Below are 13,516 nucleotides of genomic sequence, written 5' to 3'. Positions count from 1 at the left end.
GTCGAGCCGACGCTCACTCCGGCGACCGGCAACCCGCCGGGTCGACCGGCGGAACCGAGTCGGAGGTGGCGGTGTCGGGCGCGGTGGTCTGCGCGAGCGGGCTGGTCGGGTCCGCCGTGGCGGTGGCCGACGGGCGGGCGCTGGCGCCGACGGTCGGGGTAGGGGCGATGGCGGTCGGGGCCGGGGTGACCGGCGCGGCCGTCGGGCTCGGCGGACACATCGGCTTGAGGTTGGGGTTGGCCGGGTCGTCGTTGGTCAGCTCAGCCAGCCGGCGCTCGGCGTCCGGCTCGCTGCGCGCCTGGATGCCCTGCTTGACCTGCTCCTGCGCGGCCAGGGTGAGGTCGTCCAGCTTGGCCTCGCTGACCGAGTGCACGCTCGACAGGTCGAGGCCGGCGATCTGGCCCGGTACGCCGCGGAAGACGGCGAGGCGGCCATCCTCGGTGGAACCGACGTAGTACTGGCGCTGGGTGTAGCTCCACCCACCGAAGAGGCCGCCGCCGAGGATGACCAGGAGCGCCAGCAGCATCGCGGCGGTACGCACCGGTCGGTGCCTACGCCGCTCCGGCTCGTCGTCGCGGGGGTCCGCCGCCTCCTCCGGCACGGCCGCCCGGGGGGCGGAGAGGGCCGAGGCGCGGGCCGCCGGGGTGGAGACATCGGCGGAGGTGGCCATGCCCCGGTCCCGCGCGGCGGCGCCGCCGACGATCGGGGTCGCCTCGACGATGTCCTGGTCCGTGGCGTCGGCGATGATCACGGTGATGTTGTCCGGGCCGCCGCCGCGCAGCGCGAGCTGCACCAGCCGCTCGACGCACTGCTGCGGATCGGTGTATCCGCGCATGGTGTCGGCGATGGTGTCCGCGCTGACCACGCCGGAGAGACCGTCGGAGCAGATCAGGTAACGGTCGCCGGGGAGCACCTGCCGGACGCTGTATTCCGGGTCGATGTCGCGGCCGTCCAGCGCTCGGGTGAGCAGCGAGCGCTGGGGGTGGCTGCTCGCCTCCTCCGCGCTGATCCGGCCCTCGTCGACGAGCATCTGGACGTACGTGTCGTCCTTGGTGATCTGCGCGAACTCACCGTTGCGCAGGAGATAGGCCCGCGAGTCACCGATGTGAACCATGCCGAGCTTGCTGCCGGAGAAGAGGGTCGCGGTGAGCGTGGTGCCCATCCCCTCCAGCTGCGGGTTGGCGTCCACGGTGTCGCGGAGCTGCTGGTTGGCGGTGCCGACGGCCGAACGCAGCGCATCGACGAGGGCGTCACCGGGGACATCCTCGTCGAGGGGCGCCATGGCACCGATGACGATGTTGCTGGCGACGTCACCGGCGGCCATGCCGCCCATGCCGTCGGCAACGGCGAGCAGCCGCGGCCCGGCGTAGACGGAATCCTGGTTACCGTCACGGATCAGACCGCGGTCACTGTGGGCCGCATAGCGCAGGGTCAGAGTCATGGCCGTAATTCGAGGGAAGTGCGGCCGATCCGAATCGGCACGCCGAGGGGGACGGGGGTCGGTCCGGTGACCTTAGCGCGATCCAGGTAGGTGCCGTTAGTCGAGCCGAGATCCTCGACGTACCACTGCCCGTCGCGCGGCACGAGCCGGGCGTGCCGCGCCGAGGCGTAGTCGTCGGTGATCACCAGCGTCGAATCCTCGGCCCGGCCGATGGTGATCTGGGACTCGCCCAGGGTGATCCGGGTGCCGGCCAACTGGCCCGCCGTGACCACCAACTGGTGCGCCGCCCTCCCCCGCTTCACCTTCGCCGGCTTCGCCGCCTGCCCGGTCGAGGCTCCGACCGCGCGCGGCGCGGCCACCAGCCGACCCGACCGGGCACCCGCGAAGAGGTCCCGGCGGATCACCCCGACCACGGTGAACACGAAGATCCACAGCAGGATGAGGAACCCGAACCGGGCGACGGTGATGACGAGTTCCGGCAAGGCTGGTCAGCCGTCCACGCGGAAGGTCAGGGTGGTGGTGCCGAGCTGGATCATGTCGCCCGGGTTGAGGGCGACGGCGGAGACGCGCTGGCCGTTGACCATCGTGCCGTTGGTGGAGCCGAGGTCGGTCAGTACGACCTGGCCGCCGTCGAAGTCCAGCCGGGCGTGTCGCCGGGAGATGCCGACGTCGGGCAGGCGCAGGTTGGCCTGGTCACCGCGACCGATCACGGTCGAGCCCATCTGGAGCGGGTAGGTACGGCCGTCACCGGAGACCAGCCGGACGTTGCGGCCGCCGCCGTGCCCCTGCGGCGGGCCGTAGCCACCACCCTGGTCGTACGACGGGTAGGCCGGGCCGGCGTCGTAGCCACCGGGCCCGGAGGCCGGGGCGACGTCGCCGCCGGTGTAGACCTCCGCGGTGACCCGGAACATGCCCGTGTCAAGCCCCTCACCGCGCTCGACCTCGACGATGACGTCGCCGTAGACCGTCCAGGCCTGCTCGCCGATGAACTCCGCCTGCGACTGGGCCAGCTCCTGGGCCAGCGCGGCAGCGTACGGCGCCAGCCGACTGTGGTCGTACGGCGAGAGATCGATCACGTAGCGGTTGGGCACCAACGTGCGCCCACCAGCCAGGATGGCCTTGTGCGCCTCGGCCTCCCGCTGCATGGCGTTGAGGATCTCCACGGGGTGGACCACCCCTTTGAAGACCTTGGCGAAGGCCCCCTCTACCAGGCCTTCCAGACGCTTCTCGAAGCGTTGCAGCACGCTCACCGGCTCCTCCTCGGGTCCCGAGGCAATGATGGTATCCGGACACCGCCTCCGCAGCTCACACGCCGCTCGGCCGGCCGCCGGCGGCCCGTTCGTGTGGGGCCCTGCGGCCGTGTTACAGTTTCGTCCGCCACGAACGGTGATCGCTCGTGGCGATGACCGGGGACCAGCGTAATATGTCCGGGCACCCACCGCAGATGGCGGGACCGGGATGAGATACGGTGTTTCGGGTCAGGCCACGGGGAAGTGGCGGAATGGCAGACGCGCACGGTTCAGGTCCGTGTGCCCGAAAGGGCGTGGGGGTTCAACTCCCCCCTTCCCCACCATTACGAGGGCTCCGCGACCAGCGGGGCCCTCGCGCTATATCGGGGCATGCCGGGCGTCACGCTATGCTCCGATAGTTCCCTGCCTCCGATGGACAGGAGTGGCGTGTGAGTGTCGCGTTGGTGACCGGCTCGGGCGGTCTGATCGGCTCCGAGGCGGCCCGGCATTTCGCCGACATCGGTCTCGACGTGGTCGGCATCGACAACGACATGCGGCGATACTTCTTCGGCGAGGACGGCTCGACGTCCTGGAGCCTGGAGCGGCTCGGCGCCGATCTCGGCAGCGCCTACACCCACTTCTCCGTGGACATCCGGGACCGGGACGGCCTGGAGCAGGTCTTCAAGAAGTACGGCTCGGACATCGCGGTCGTGATCCACAGCGCCGCCCAGCCGAGCCACGACTGGGCCGCCAAGGAGCCGTACACGGACTTCGACGTGAACGCGGGCGGCACCCTCAACATGCTGGAGAACACCCGCCGGCACGCGATCGACGCGCCGTTCATCCACTGCTCGACCAACAAGGTGTACGGCGACCGCCCGAACAGCCTGCCGCTGGTCGAGCTGGAGACCCGGTACGAGCTGCCCGAGGACCACCCCTACCACCAGGGCATCACCGAGGACATGTCGATCGACGAGTCGCTGCACTCGGTCTTCGGCGCCTCGAAGGTCGCGGCCGACGTGATGGTCCAGGAGTACGGCCGGTACTTCGACATGAAGACCGCGTGCTTCCGGGGCGGCACGCTGACCGGCCCGGCGCACTCGGCGGCCGAGCTGCACGGCTTCCTGGCGTACCTGATGCGCTGCGTGATGGAGGGCCGGACCTACAACCTCTTCGGCTACAAGGGCAAGATGGTCCGGGACGCGATCCACTCCCGGGACGTGCTGTCCGCGTTCGAGGCGTTCTTCCGCGCGCCACGGTCGGCGCAGGTCTACAACCTGGGCGGCGGCCGTCACTCGAACACCTCGCACATCGAGGCGTTCCGGGTCGCCGAGGAGATCACCGGCCGCACGGCAAAGATCAACTATGTCGAGCAGGCCCGCACCGGCGACCACCAGTGGTACGTCAGCAGCATGGCCCGGTTCGAGGACCACTACCCGGACTGGAAGATCACCTACGACGTGCCGATGATCCTCCGCGAGATCTACGAGGCGAACGTCGACAAGTGGGTCCCGAAGGCATGACCACCGCCACCAAGCGGAACGTGCTCGGCGTCCTCGTCGACGCGACCGACTACGCCCGGGCCACCGAGGCGGTCGTCGACGCGGCGCACGAGCGCCGCCCGCTGGCGCTGACCGCGCTGGCCGTGCACGGCGTGATGACCGGGGTGTCCGACCCGGCGCACAATGCCCGACTCAACTCGTTCGACGTGGTCACCCCGGACGGGCAACCGGTCCGCTGGGCGCTCAACCTGCTGCACGGCGCGGGCCTCACCGACCGGGTCTACGGCCCGGAGCTGACGCTGCGGGTGCTGCAGCGGTTCGCCGACGAGGGCCTGCCGGTCTACCTGTACGGCTCCACCGAGGAGACCCTGGCCCGGCTGATCCCGTCCCTGGAGCGGAAGTTCCCGGCGCTGAAGATCGCCGGGGTCGAGGCGTCGAAGTTCCGGTCCATGCAGCCGGGCGAGGACGTCGAGATCGCCAACCGGATCAAGGCCAGTGGCGCCCGGCTCGTCCTGGTCGGGCTGGGCTGCCCCCGCCAGGAGATCTTCGCGTACGCCATGCGGCCGCTGCTGGACATGCCGCTGATGGCGGTCGGCGCGGCGTTCGACTACCACGCCGGCCTGCTGCGCAACCCGCCGTCGTGGATGCAGCGGGCCGGGCTGGAGTGGTTCTGGCGGCTCGGCTTGGAGCCGAAGCGGCTCTGGCGCCGGTACGTCATCCTCAACCCGGCCTACCTCGCCCGACTGGCCGCACAGAAGGCCGGCCTGTGGAGGGCCACCCCGCCGTCCCCGGCCACCGAACGCCCGGCCACCTTCGACGTCTGACCGGCGGCAACCTCACGACGTCCGGCGGCCACCCGCAGGAGTGACCGCCGGACACCGGTGGGAAGGTTGGCTTGGTAACCGCCTCGCCGCGGTGTCGGTGCGAGCCTAAGCCGCCACCCCGACCACTGTGTACATGCCGAAATCCCAATAACGTCGAGGGATGGCCCCCTACGGGACGACGTACGGGACGAACCCGGGGGCCGCCCCGGATTCGGTGAACGCCGAGCTGGGCAAGGCTGGGGGCATGGACCTCCAGCTCGCCGTACTGCTCCCTGTCGCCGCCGTCTGGGTGGCCGCCGGCCTCGTCGCGGACGGTCTGCCCCGGCTCGACCGCGCCCGGGCGCTGCGTCGGCGTACCGGATGGTTGTCCGCCCTGACCCTGGCCGGCCTCGTCCTGACGGCGGCCGTCCTGGTCATGGGCCTGCAGAGCGCCGGGACGACGGCGGTCGACCGGGCCGCCACCGATCTCAACCTCGCGGCCGCGCCGGCGCTGGTCGTCGCGGCCTGCACGCTTCGGCGGGTACGGCGGTTGCGGGCCGGCACCCGTGCCATCGCCGCCGCGCCGGCCACCCCGGCTCCGCACGGACTGCGAGCCGCCGCGGCGCACCCACTGGTCGGACTGCCGATCCAGCTGACCGCGCTCGCGATCCTGCCCGCCATGGTCGAGGCCGCGGGCGTCGACCTGCTCGCGGCACCGGCCGTGACCGGCCCGGCCGTCACCGTCGGCGTGCTCGGCGTCATCGCGATCGGGGTACGCCACGCGCTGCGGCACAACCGCCTCGCCGAGCGGGCGCTGCCGCCGGCGGCCACCGGGTCAGCGCGAACGGCCGACCCCCTGCACGTATAGCAGTTCGAGGATCGCCCGGGTCGCGTCGAACCAGCGATCCAACCAGCCGGGCGGCGGCACGCTGCCCCTCGGTGGCAGCTCCATCAGCAGGCCACGCAGCAGCGGGTGGTCCACGAGGGACTCGGTCTGCGCCAACGGCCAACCGGCCGGCGGGAACGACGGCTCGGTGAGCGGGTTGGGATCCAGGGACGGCAGGGTGAGCGGCGGGGCGGCCTGCTCCGGGACCGCGTCCCGGCCGCCGATCTCGGTGTCGGCGGAGGCCACTTCAGTGAGGACGGTGTCCCGACGGGCCCCGCGGTACTTGCCGCCGAACCGCTCCGGCTTGCCCGGGCCGGTGGAGAGATTCTCTGGACCGATCGTCGTCATCCGTCTCGCCTGCCTCGTTGGGTTGCCGATCTGTGCGGTTCAACGAGGCGGAACGGAAGTGGCGACGGGTGGCCGCGACCGACCGGCCGGTGTTCACGAAATGGTCCCGCCCGACCATGCGGCCGGGCGGGACCACACTTTCGGTCCGGGTCGCCGGATCAGTCCCGGACGAACCCGCCGTCCCTGGCGCCGGCGACGAAGGACTGCCAGTCACCCGGGGCGAAGACCAGGGCCGGGCCCGTCTTGTCCTTCGAGTCCCGGACGCCGACCGCCCCGGTCACGTACGCGACCTCCACGCAGTTGTCACAGTTCGGACCGCTCTTCGAGCTCTTGAACCAGGTCGCCTGCGTCAGGTCCAAAGGGAACTTCTTGGTCGCCATTTCCACAACGGCTCCTCTGCCAATTTTGCGATGTGAGCGATGGATTCCTCTGGGCGTATGGCCGCTGCTCGTATGTGATCGAAGATGAAGCTGTACTTCTGCAGTTCGTCGCTCTTCTCGAGGAAGAGCCCACCCGTGGCGTTCTCCGCGTACACGACATCGGGATCACTCGGTTCGGGGAAGCTGAGGATCGTGAAGGTCCCGTCCATGCCGGCGTGCGCGCCCACCTCGAAGGGCAGGACCTGCAACGTCACGTTCGGCAGTTCGGCCACCTCCACCAGCCGCTCGAGCTGGCCACGCATCACCGCGTCGCCGCCAACCGGCCGGCTCAACACCGCCTCATCGAGCACCACCCACAGATCGACCGGATCGTCCTGCGTCAACAACGACTGGCGGCCCAGACGGACACGCACCCGTTGCTGAACCTGATCGGTGGTGAAGTCGGGCCGGGCGGCCCGGATCATCGCCCCCGCGTACTCCTCGGTCTCCAGCAGGCCGGGCACGACCTGCTGCTCATACGCCCTGATCGAGCTCGCCGCCGCCTCCAGCCCCACGTACGCCCCGACCAACACCGTGCTGTAGGGATGCCACCAGCCCTTCTGCCGGGCCTCGCGGGCGATCTGCACCAGCTCGTCGCTCTCGGCTCCGACCACCCCGTAGATGTGGAGCATGTCGCGCACGTCCCGGGGTGTGGCGGTGGTGTGGCCGGTCTCGATACGGGAGACCTTCGAGGCCGAGCATTCCAGCTGCTCGGCGACCGCCTCGATGGTGATGCCAGCGGCCTCCCGCCGGCGGCGAAGTTCCGCCCCCAGGCGCCGACGCCGGATGGTGGGGCTGCGCCGCTCGCTCACGACGCCGCTCCGCGGGTTGCGGGGCGGGGATGCCGGCTCCTCGCGCTCACCCGACTACCTCCGGTCGACCGCGCGGGTTCGACACCCGCCGGGGGCGCGGCCGTGGTCCGGCGGGCGTTCGTTCGCGGCAGGGGGTGGTGCCGGTCGTCGACCGGCCGCGACGGACGAAACCGGGGTCCAGTGTGCCGCTCCGGCACCGGAGCCTCAAGCGTCACGCTCACGTGTCCTGTTCACGTATCGGCAAAACTCGACGTGCAACTTGCACGAAGCACGTCTCTGATGCAGTCTGTCCGCATGGCATGGGTTACTCACCGTCTCCGAATGATCTCTCGACGTGATGACCCCACGGGCCGTGGGACGACGGGAGGGGAGCCGTCCCGCGCCCCGAGACCTGCCCCGGGGTGAAGACCCCGCCGCTGCACGCCGGTCTGGCTGCGGCGGCGGGAGCGGTATCCGGGAGCAGCCGGGTGATGGTCGGGTGGCGGTCTGCCACCGCGGGTACGGCCCGACCACCACCGAAACACCTGATCAGCCGGCCCACGAGACACGACCCCGTCGCCGGGCTGAGATGTCCCCCCGATCAGCCTTCGCCGGCCCGCCCGCCGGCCGATCCCTTCCAGGAGCTCATGTGCTTCCCCGCTCCGGTGACGTACTGCACGTGACTCGCGCGGCGAGTGTCCAGTTCCTCCGACCGATCATGTTCCGGGTGATCCGAGTGCTCGACTGGCCGACCTACGACGGTTGGCTCTGGCTCGACGGCTACGAGTTGAACGCGGCGGGGGACGCGGTCAGCCGGCGGTCGATCTTCGTACAACAGGCGGGCCTGCGGCAGCTTCCGGCCACCCCAGCACCTCAGGGCACCATCCGGACCCGACGTCCGGTCGCCCGGACCCCGGTCCGGGTCGGCTGACCCCGCGATTGTCCGGCCGGGGCGCGTACCACCGCCATAGAATCGGTACGCCCACCCCGGCAAAGTCTCCACCCCGCGCGTCCCGGACCCTGAACCTGGGATGGTCATGGTCAATCTGCCCGCCGCGCGGCGGCACCACCGGTCCCCAATCGGCTACGCCTTCGGGCTCCTCGCACTCCTCGGCGCCACGGCCGCACTCGCGCTCGTGGTCCGCCACCCAGCCTTCTCCTCGACCGACCAGTTGGCCGAGCCGGTGCCGGCTCCCGAGATCACCGTGCCCGGGCAGACCGTCGGCCCGTCCACCGACCCCGAGGAGCAGCGCGGTTGGACCGGTACGCCGGGTGCCGACGCCCTCGGTGTCGAGGTCGGCGCATCGGCCGCTCCGGACCAGGCGGGTGGTGGCGCCGGCCAGGGCGCGCTGGCCGGCGCCGACGGCGTGCGGCACACCGAGGACGTCAGCCGGTCGCTGTTCTACTCGGGGTTGCTCGGCCTCGCCATCTCGCTGGCGGGGCTCGGTCTGGTCGGCACCCGACGCCGGCAGTGGTGACGGTCAGGGGGTCGCGGTGGCCGTCGGGCGGGGCGTCGGGGTGCCCGCACCGGTCGTCGGTGCCCCGGCCTCCGCCACCACGATCGTGACCCGATCCCCCTCGGCGATCCGCCCGCCGGCCGCCGGGTCGGTCTCGATCACCGTGCCGGCCGGCTGGTCCGACGTCCGCCGCTGCACCCGGTAGTCCACGTTCAGCCGGTCGAGGGCCGCCCGGGCGGCGGGCTCGGGCAGCCCCACCAGCGGCGGCATCGGCACCCCGGCGACGGCTGTGGTGGTCGGTGGCGAGGTGCTCGGCGCGCTGCTGGTCGGCGCGCTGGTGGCCTCCGAGGCGCTGCTGGTCTCCGGGGCGGTGCTCGCCGAGGCGGAGGAGGGCGGGAGGGCCGGGTCGGGGTTCCGCTCCGCCGCGCGCAGCACCAACCAGACGCCCAATCCGATCAGCGCGATCAGCACCAGGGCGAGGATGCCCAGCACGATCGGCATCCACCAGCGGCGACCGGATTGCTCCTCGACGTACCACTCGGTGCCGGCCTCGGAATAGCCGAACGGCCGTGGCGGGGGCACCCCCGCCCGCCCGGACCAGGCCGGCGGCAGGGCGTCACCGCCGGACAGCTGGTGGGTGGCCTGGTGTGCGGATCGCTGCCGCGCGGCGGCGTCCGCGTCACCGAGCCCGCTCATCGCTCTGGTCGCGTCCGCGTCACCATCGTCCGGACGGTCGGGCGACAGCGGGCGGGTGGCATCGGCGTCCCCGGCGGGTGGCTCCTGGCGGTCGTCGCTCATGGCACGTCCTTTCCCCACCGGGACGGGCGCCCTGGCCCTCGATCGTCCACGGTAGCGGCCCAGGAGGCCATCGGCAGCTATCAGCGCGGCGAGCCACCGGTCACGGGGTCAGCGACGGGCTGGTCGTCGGGGCCGCCGAGGGCTCCTCGCCGCAGGTCAGGGTGACCTGGTCGTTCCACCGGGCCGACGCGCCGCCGACCGGCTCCTGGGCCGTGACCGGACCCCGGCGGCGGCTGGTGCGGTAGTGCGGGTAGAGACCGGCCACGACCAGGTCGGCTGCGGCGTCGGCGCAGTCCTGGGCGACCAGGTCGGGTACGGGCACGGCCGGCGCCGGACCGGCGACCCAGAGGGTGACGGTGGTGCCGCGCCGGACCGGCGTACCGGGATCGGGGGAGGTGCGCTGGACGTCCCTGCCGGAGCCGGTGCCGAAGACGAGCCGCCAGCCGAGCTTCCGCTCCCGCAGCTCCTGCCGGGCCTGCGCGAAGTCGGTGCCCACCAGCGGCGGGACGGTCAGCCCGGCTGCACTGCTGGTCCGCACGTCGGTCGGGCGCTGCTGCGGCACACCGGTGGGCGTGCTGTCACTCGGCGCCGCCGAGGTGGTGACGGCCGTGACCGGCGGGGTGGACCGGTCCGGCTCCCCGGCGAGGATCCAGCCGCCGCTCGCCCCGATCACCGCCAGCAGGACCACCGCGAGCCCGCCACCGAGGAGCAGCCTCGTCCGGTCCAGCCCCGGGTCGTCGCGCTCCCCGGGGTACCGGTCCGGGTACCCGTCGTCTCTCATCGCGTCCACCGCCTCAGTCGTCGGCGACCGTATCCGGTGCCGCCAAGCCGTCGTACGGCCGCTCGGGTTCCGCCACCACTCGCCGCGCCGACGCTGGGACGTTACGCTGCCCGACATGGCCAGACGGGGCTGGGGAGGATCGATCGCCACCGCGCTCGGCGTCGCCGCCGGTACGGGGGCGGCCCAACTGGGCATCGGCTACGGATTGGGCATCATCAACTGGGCGCCGGCCGCCGCCGGCCGGGTCGAGGCGACCTGGGTGGCGAGCCTCGCCTGGGCCACCTGGATCTCCGCCACCTCGGTGGTCGCCGGTGCGATCTGCGCGCACCGGCTCGCAGGCGAGGACGACGAGGAGCCGGGCGGCCTGCCGCGGAAACTCAGCCTGGCGGTCGCCGCCACCGTCGGCGCGCTGATCACCGTGCTGCTGGTGGCCGTGCCGGCCCGGGCGGCGGCGGTACCGGACACGGCCTCCCCGCAGGCCGTCGCCGCCGGGTACGCCGCCGTCGGGCTGTTGGTCGGGCTGCTCCTGGCGACATGGGCGCTGCGCACCCGGGCGGCCGCCAACAACCTCATCGCCACCACCGGCTGGCTGTGGCTGCTGGCGGTGGTGTCGGTGGTCGACGGGGTGCTCTCCGGCCGTGGTCTGACCACCGCCCAGCTCGGCATCTGGCAGATCAGCGCGGACAGCGAACGCTTCTGGATCCGGGACTACTTCTACTGGCCCGGCGCACTGCTCTCGCTCGGCTCCGCCCTGGTGATCGGCGTGCTGGCGGCCCGGCGTGCCGTCCGGGTGCCGGAGCGGCGGATCGGGGCGGCGGCCTCCGGAGCGGCCGGACCACTCCTCGTCGCGCTGGCATACCTGCTGGCCGTGCCGAGGCTCGCGGCGATCGCTGCGGAGCAGGTGTCGGCCCACCTGATCGCCCCGTACGCGGTGATCGCCGGGGTCGGCGGCTCCGTGCTGGTGGCCGCGCTGGCCCAGCGGCCCGAGCGCCAAGCCGTCGTAGGCGCCGGAGTGTCCCTGCCCCGCCAGCGCACCGGCGAACTCGACGACCTCGCCACCGGTGGGCTCGACCAGCCCGCCGTCGATGCGGCGGCGGTCACCGGGAATCCGACCGCAGTGGCCGGTGAGCCGGCCGTGGTGGCCGCCGTGGGTCCGGAGACGCCGGTCGCGGGGCCGGAGAGCACCGCTCCGGCGCGGGGCCGCTCCGCGGCCCGCCGTGGCCGGACCGTCCCGCCGCAGCGGCCGCAGGGCTCGTCCACCGGCTCGAGTGTCCCGGCGGCCTCCGGCACCGGGACGGCATCCCGGGCCGCCGCCGGCCCGACGACGGGCGCCCGGTCGGCGGATCCTCCGGCGACCGGCGACCCGACGACGGAAGCGCCGGCCGGGACCACCGCCACCGGCAACCCGGCAGATGGCGGGTCCGCACCGAAAGCTCGCCGCCGCGGCCGCTGACCCGGATCGCGCCGGCGGTCAGTCGACCGGCCAGGTGTGCACGGGCTCGTTGCTGCGCTGGAGCTCGGCGTAGCGCCGCAGCATGTGGCGCAGGGCCGCGCCCCGGTCCATGCCCCGGTGCCGCTCGGCCGCCCACACCGTCTCGGTCTGCCACGCGGCACCGTTCCGGCCGGTACGGCAGCGCTGCTCGATCACGCCCAGGAGGCGGTCCCGCTCGGCCGGGGCGACGCCGAACCAGTCCAGCCCCTGCGCGGCCTTGGGCAGGAGCACGTCGAGCACGAGCTTGGTCACCGGCACCTCGCCGAGCCGGGGCCAGTGGAGTACGGCGTCCATGCCCCGTCGGGCGGCGGCGTGGAAGTTCTCCTCGGCCGAGCTGAAGGTGAGCTGGCTCCAGATGGGACGGTCCGCCTCGGCGAGCGCACGGGCGAGCCCGAAGTAGAAGGCGGCGTTGGCCAGCATGTCCACCACCGTCGGCCCGGCGGGCAGCACCCTGTTCTCCACCCGCAGGTGCGGACGGCCGCCCATGATGTCGTAGACCGGCCGGTTCCAGCGGTAGACCGTGCCGTTGTGCAGCCGCAGCTCGGCCAGCCTGGGCACCCCACCGGAGTGCAGCACCTCGACCGGGTCCTCCTCCTCAACGATCGGCAGCAACGGCGGGAAGTAGCGGACGTTCTCCTCGAACAGATCGAAGATCGAGGTGATCCAGCGTTCCCCGAACCACACCCGGGGGCGTACGCCCTGGGCCTTGAGCTCGTCGGGGCGAGTGTCGGTGGCCTGCTGGAAGAGGGCGATCCGGGTCTCCGCCCAGAGCTGCCGACCGTAGAGGAACGGCGAGTTGGCGCCCACCGCGACCTGGGGGCCGGCGATGGCCTGAGACGCGTTCCAGTAATCGGCAAAGCTGTCCGGCGCGACCTGGAGGTGGAACTGGAGGCTGGTGCAGGCCGCCTCCGGGGCGATCGAGTCGTTGTGCGTCCGGAGCCGCTCGACGCCGCGGATGTCCAGCTCGAAATCCTCGCCCCGGGCACCGACGATCTGGTCGTTGAGCGCCCGGTAGCGCTCGTCGGTGGAGAGGTTGTCGGCGATCAGGTGCCGCTCGGTGAGGGTGGGCAGGATGCCGACCAGCACGATCCTGGCGTCCGACCTGGCGGCCCGCCCGTCGGCGCGGGTGAGGCTGCCGCACAGGTCCTGCTCGTAGTCGGCGAAGCCGGTGCCCTCGATGAGCCGGGGCGGAGCGTTCAGTTCCAGATTGAACTGTCCCAGCTCGGTCTGAAAGAGCGGGTCGGCGATGTCGGCGAGGATCTTCTCGTTGCGCATGGCCGGCTCGGCGGCGGAGTCGACCAGGTTCAGTTCGATCTCCAGCCCGGTCATCGGGCGATCCGCGTCGAAGCCGAAGTCGTCCAGCATCAGCGCGAAGACGTCCAGGCACCGCCGGACCTTCTGCCGGTAGCGGACTCGATCCTCCCGGGAGAAAGCGGCCTGCTCGACGTATCTGCCCATCTGTCCTCCCGGCGTGAGGGCGACGAACCGTTCCGGAACGCGTCGTGAACCACGTTAGGAGCGCCCGGGCCGCGGAACCAGGGGCAGGGCGCGCTGGTCTGCACTGCTACC

The 13,516-nt window shown here is 72.2% G+C and carries 15 protein-coding genes and 1 tRNA gene; 7 read left to right on the top strand and 9 right to left on the bottom strand.

The window, feature by feature from the left end:
- Positions 1 to 13: 13 nt before the first annotated feature.
- From ACNAVT_RS25910 to ACNAVT_RS25900, 3 genes are read right to left on the bottom strand one after another with little or no spacing between them, the layout of a single operon-like run.
- Positions 14 to 1,441 carry a BofC C-terminal domain-containing protein gene (locus ACNAVT_RS25910; protein WP_416299902.1) on the bottom strand — a complete coding sequence of 476 codons (1,428 nt, stop codon included), beginning with the start codon at positions 1,439 to 1,441 and terminating at the stop codon, positions 14 to 16.
- Positions 1,438 to 1,923, bottom strand: coding sequence for an FHA domain-containing protein (locus ACNAVT_RS25905; RefSeq protein ID WP_416299901.1), 486 nt, complete (start codon positions 1,921 to 1,923; stop codon positions 1,438 to 1,440). The genes ACNAVT_RS25910 and ACNAVT_RS25905 overlap by 4 nt, the downstream gene beginning before the upstream one ends.
- Before the next feature lie 6 nt (positions 1,924 to 1,929).
- Positions 1,930 to 2,718 carry an FhaA domain-containing protein gene (locus tag ACNAVT_RS25900; RefSeq protein WP_416299938.1) on the bottom strand — a complete coding sequence of 263 codons (789 nt, stop codon included), beginning with the start codon at positions 2,716 to 2,718 and terminating at the stop codon, positions 1,930 to 1,932.
- A 210-nt stretch (positions 2,719 to 2,928) separates the two neighbouring features.
- Between ACNAVT_RS25900 and ACNAVT_RS25895 the strand changes: the two genes are divergently transcribed.
- The 4 genes from ACNAVT_RS25895 to ACNAVT_RS25880 all read left to right on the top strand — a co-directional run bounded on the left by ACNAVT_RS25895 (position 2,929) and on the right by ACNAVT_RS25880 (position 5,843).
- A tRNA-Leu gene (locus ACNAVT_RS25895) sits at positions 2,929 to 3,014 on the top strand.
- 105 nt (positions 3,015 to 3,119) lie between these two features.
- Complete coding sequence (locus ACNAVT_RS25890) at positions 3,120 to 4,193, top strand: NAD-dependent epimerase/dehydratase family protein (RefSeq protein ID WP_416299900.1); 1,074 nt, start codon at positions 3,120 to 3,122, stop codon at positions 4,191 to 4,193.
- Positions 4,190 to 4,996, top strand: coding sequence for a WecB/TagA/CpsF family glycosyltransferase (locus tag ACNAVT_RS25885; RefSeq protein ID WP_416299899.1), 807 nt, complete (start codon positions 4,190 to 4,192; stop codon positions 4,994 to 4,996). The genes ACNAVT_RS25890 and ACNAVT_RS25885 overlap by 4 nt, the downstream gene beginning before the upstream one ends.
- Positions 4,997 to 5,156: 160 nt before the next feature.
- Positions 5,157 to 5,843, top strand: a complete 687-nt coding sequence (locus ACNAVT_RS25880) for a hypothetical protein (RefSeq protein WP_416299898.1) — start codon at positions 5,157 to 5,159, stop codon at positions 5,841 to 5,843.
- Here ACNAVT_RS25880 and ACNAVT_RS25875 read toward each other — a convergent pair.
- The 3 genes from ACNAVT_RS25875 to ACNAVT_RS25865 all read right to left on the bottom strand — a co-directional run bounded on the left by ACNAVT_RS25875 (position 5,811) and on the right by ACNAVT_RS25865 (position 7,440).
- Positions 5,811 to 6,209, bottom strand: a complete 399-nt coding sequence (locus ACNAVT_RS25875) for a hypothetical protein (RefSeq protein WP_416299897.1) — start codon at positions 6,207 to 6,209, stop codon at positions 5,811 to 5,813. The two genes, ACNAVT_RS25880 and ACNAVT_RS25875, sit on opposite strands and share 33 nt — an antisense overlap.
- A gap of 158 nt (positions 6,210 to 6,367) precedes the next feature.
- Positions 6,368 to 6,589: a DUF397 domain-containing protein gene (locus ACNAVT_RS25870; protein ID WP_416299896.1), complete on the bottom strand. Its 222-nt coding sequence runs from the start codon at positions 6,587 to 6,589 to the stop codon at positions 6,368 to 6,370.
- Positions 6,559 to 7,440, bottom strand: a complete 882-nt coding sequence (locus tag ACNAVT_RS25865; RefSeq protein ID WP_416299895.1) for a helix-turn-helix domain-containing protein — start codon at positions 7,438 to 7,440, stop codon at positions 6,559 to 6,561. The genes ACNAVT_RS25870 and ACNAVT_RS25865 overlap by 31 nt, the downstream gene beginning before the upstream one ends.
- Positions 7,441 to 8,068: 628 nt before the next feature.
- Between ACNAVT_RS25865 and ACNAVT_RS25860 the strand changes: the two genes are divergently transcribed.
- Complete coding sequence (locus ACNAVT_RS25860; RefSeq protein ID WP_416299894.1) at positions 8,069 to 8,350, top strand: hypothetical protein; 282 nt, start codon at positions 8,069 to 8,071, stop codon at positions 8,348 to 8,350.
- Between the two features lie 100 nt (positions 8,351 to 8,450).
- The gene (locus ACNAVT_RS25855) at positions 8,451 to 8,897 is read left to right on the top strand and encodes a hypothetical protein (protein ID WP_416299893.1); all 447 of its coding nucleotides are present in this window, start codon (positions 8,451 to 8,453) and stop codon (positions 8,895 to 8,897) included.
- Positions 8,898 to 8,900: 3 nt separating this feature from the next.
- On the opposite strand, the gene ACNAVT_RS25850 is transcribed toward ACNAVT_RS25855, so the two are convergent.
- The gene (locus ACNAVT_RS25850; RefSeq protein WP_416299892.1) at positions 8,901 to 9,674 is read right to left on the bottom strand and encodes a PASTA domain-containing protein; all 774 of its coding nucleotides are present in this window, start codon (positions 9,672 to 9,674) and stop codon (positions 8,901 to 8,903) included.
- Between the two features lie 100 nt (positions 9,675 to 9,774).
- Entirely contained in the window at positions 9,775 to 10,455 is a 681-nt protein-coding gene (locus ACNAVT_RS25845) for a PASTA domain-containing protein (RefSeq protein ID WP_416299891.1), read from the bottom strand.
- A gap of 115 nt (positions 10,456 to 10,570) precedes the next feature.
- Here ACNAVT_RS25845 and ACNAVT_RS25840 point away from each other — a divergent pair, with 115 nt between their 5' ends.
- Positions 10,571 to 11,908 (top strand): hypothetical protein, encoded by a 1,338-nt coding sequence (locus ACNAVT_RS25840; protein ID WP_416299890.1) that lies wholly within the window; start codon positions 10,571 to 10,573, stop codon positions 11,906 to 11,908.
- Between the two features lie 18 nt (positions 11,909 to 11,926).
- Here the strand turns inward: ACNAVT_RS25840 and ACNAVT_RS25835 are convergent, their stop codons facing one another.
- Complete coding sequence (locus ACNAVT_RS25835) at positions 11,927 to 13,405, bottom strand: glutamate--cysteine ligase (RefSeq protein WP_416299889.1); 1,479 nt, start codon at positions 13,403 to 13,405, stop codon at positions 11,927 to 11,929.
- Between the last annotated feature and the right edge of the window lie 111 nt (positions 13,406 to 13,516).

Origin of the sequence: Micromonospora sp. SL4-19, from assembly GCF_047921475.1 — a bacterium.
Lineage (GTDB): Bacteria > Actinomycetota > Actinomycetes > Mycobacteriales > Micromonosporaceae > Micromonospora.
This window is presented reverse-complemented; position numbering and strand designations above follow the sequence as displayed.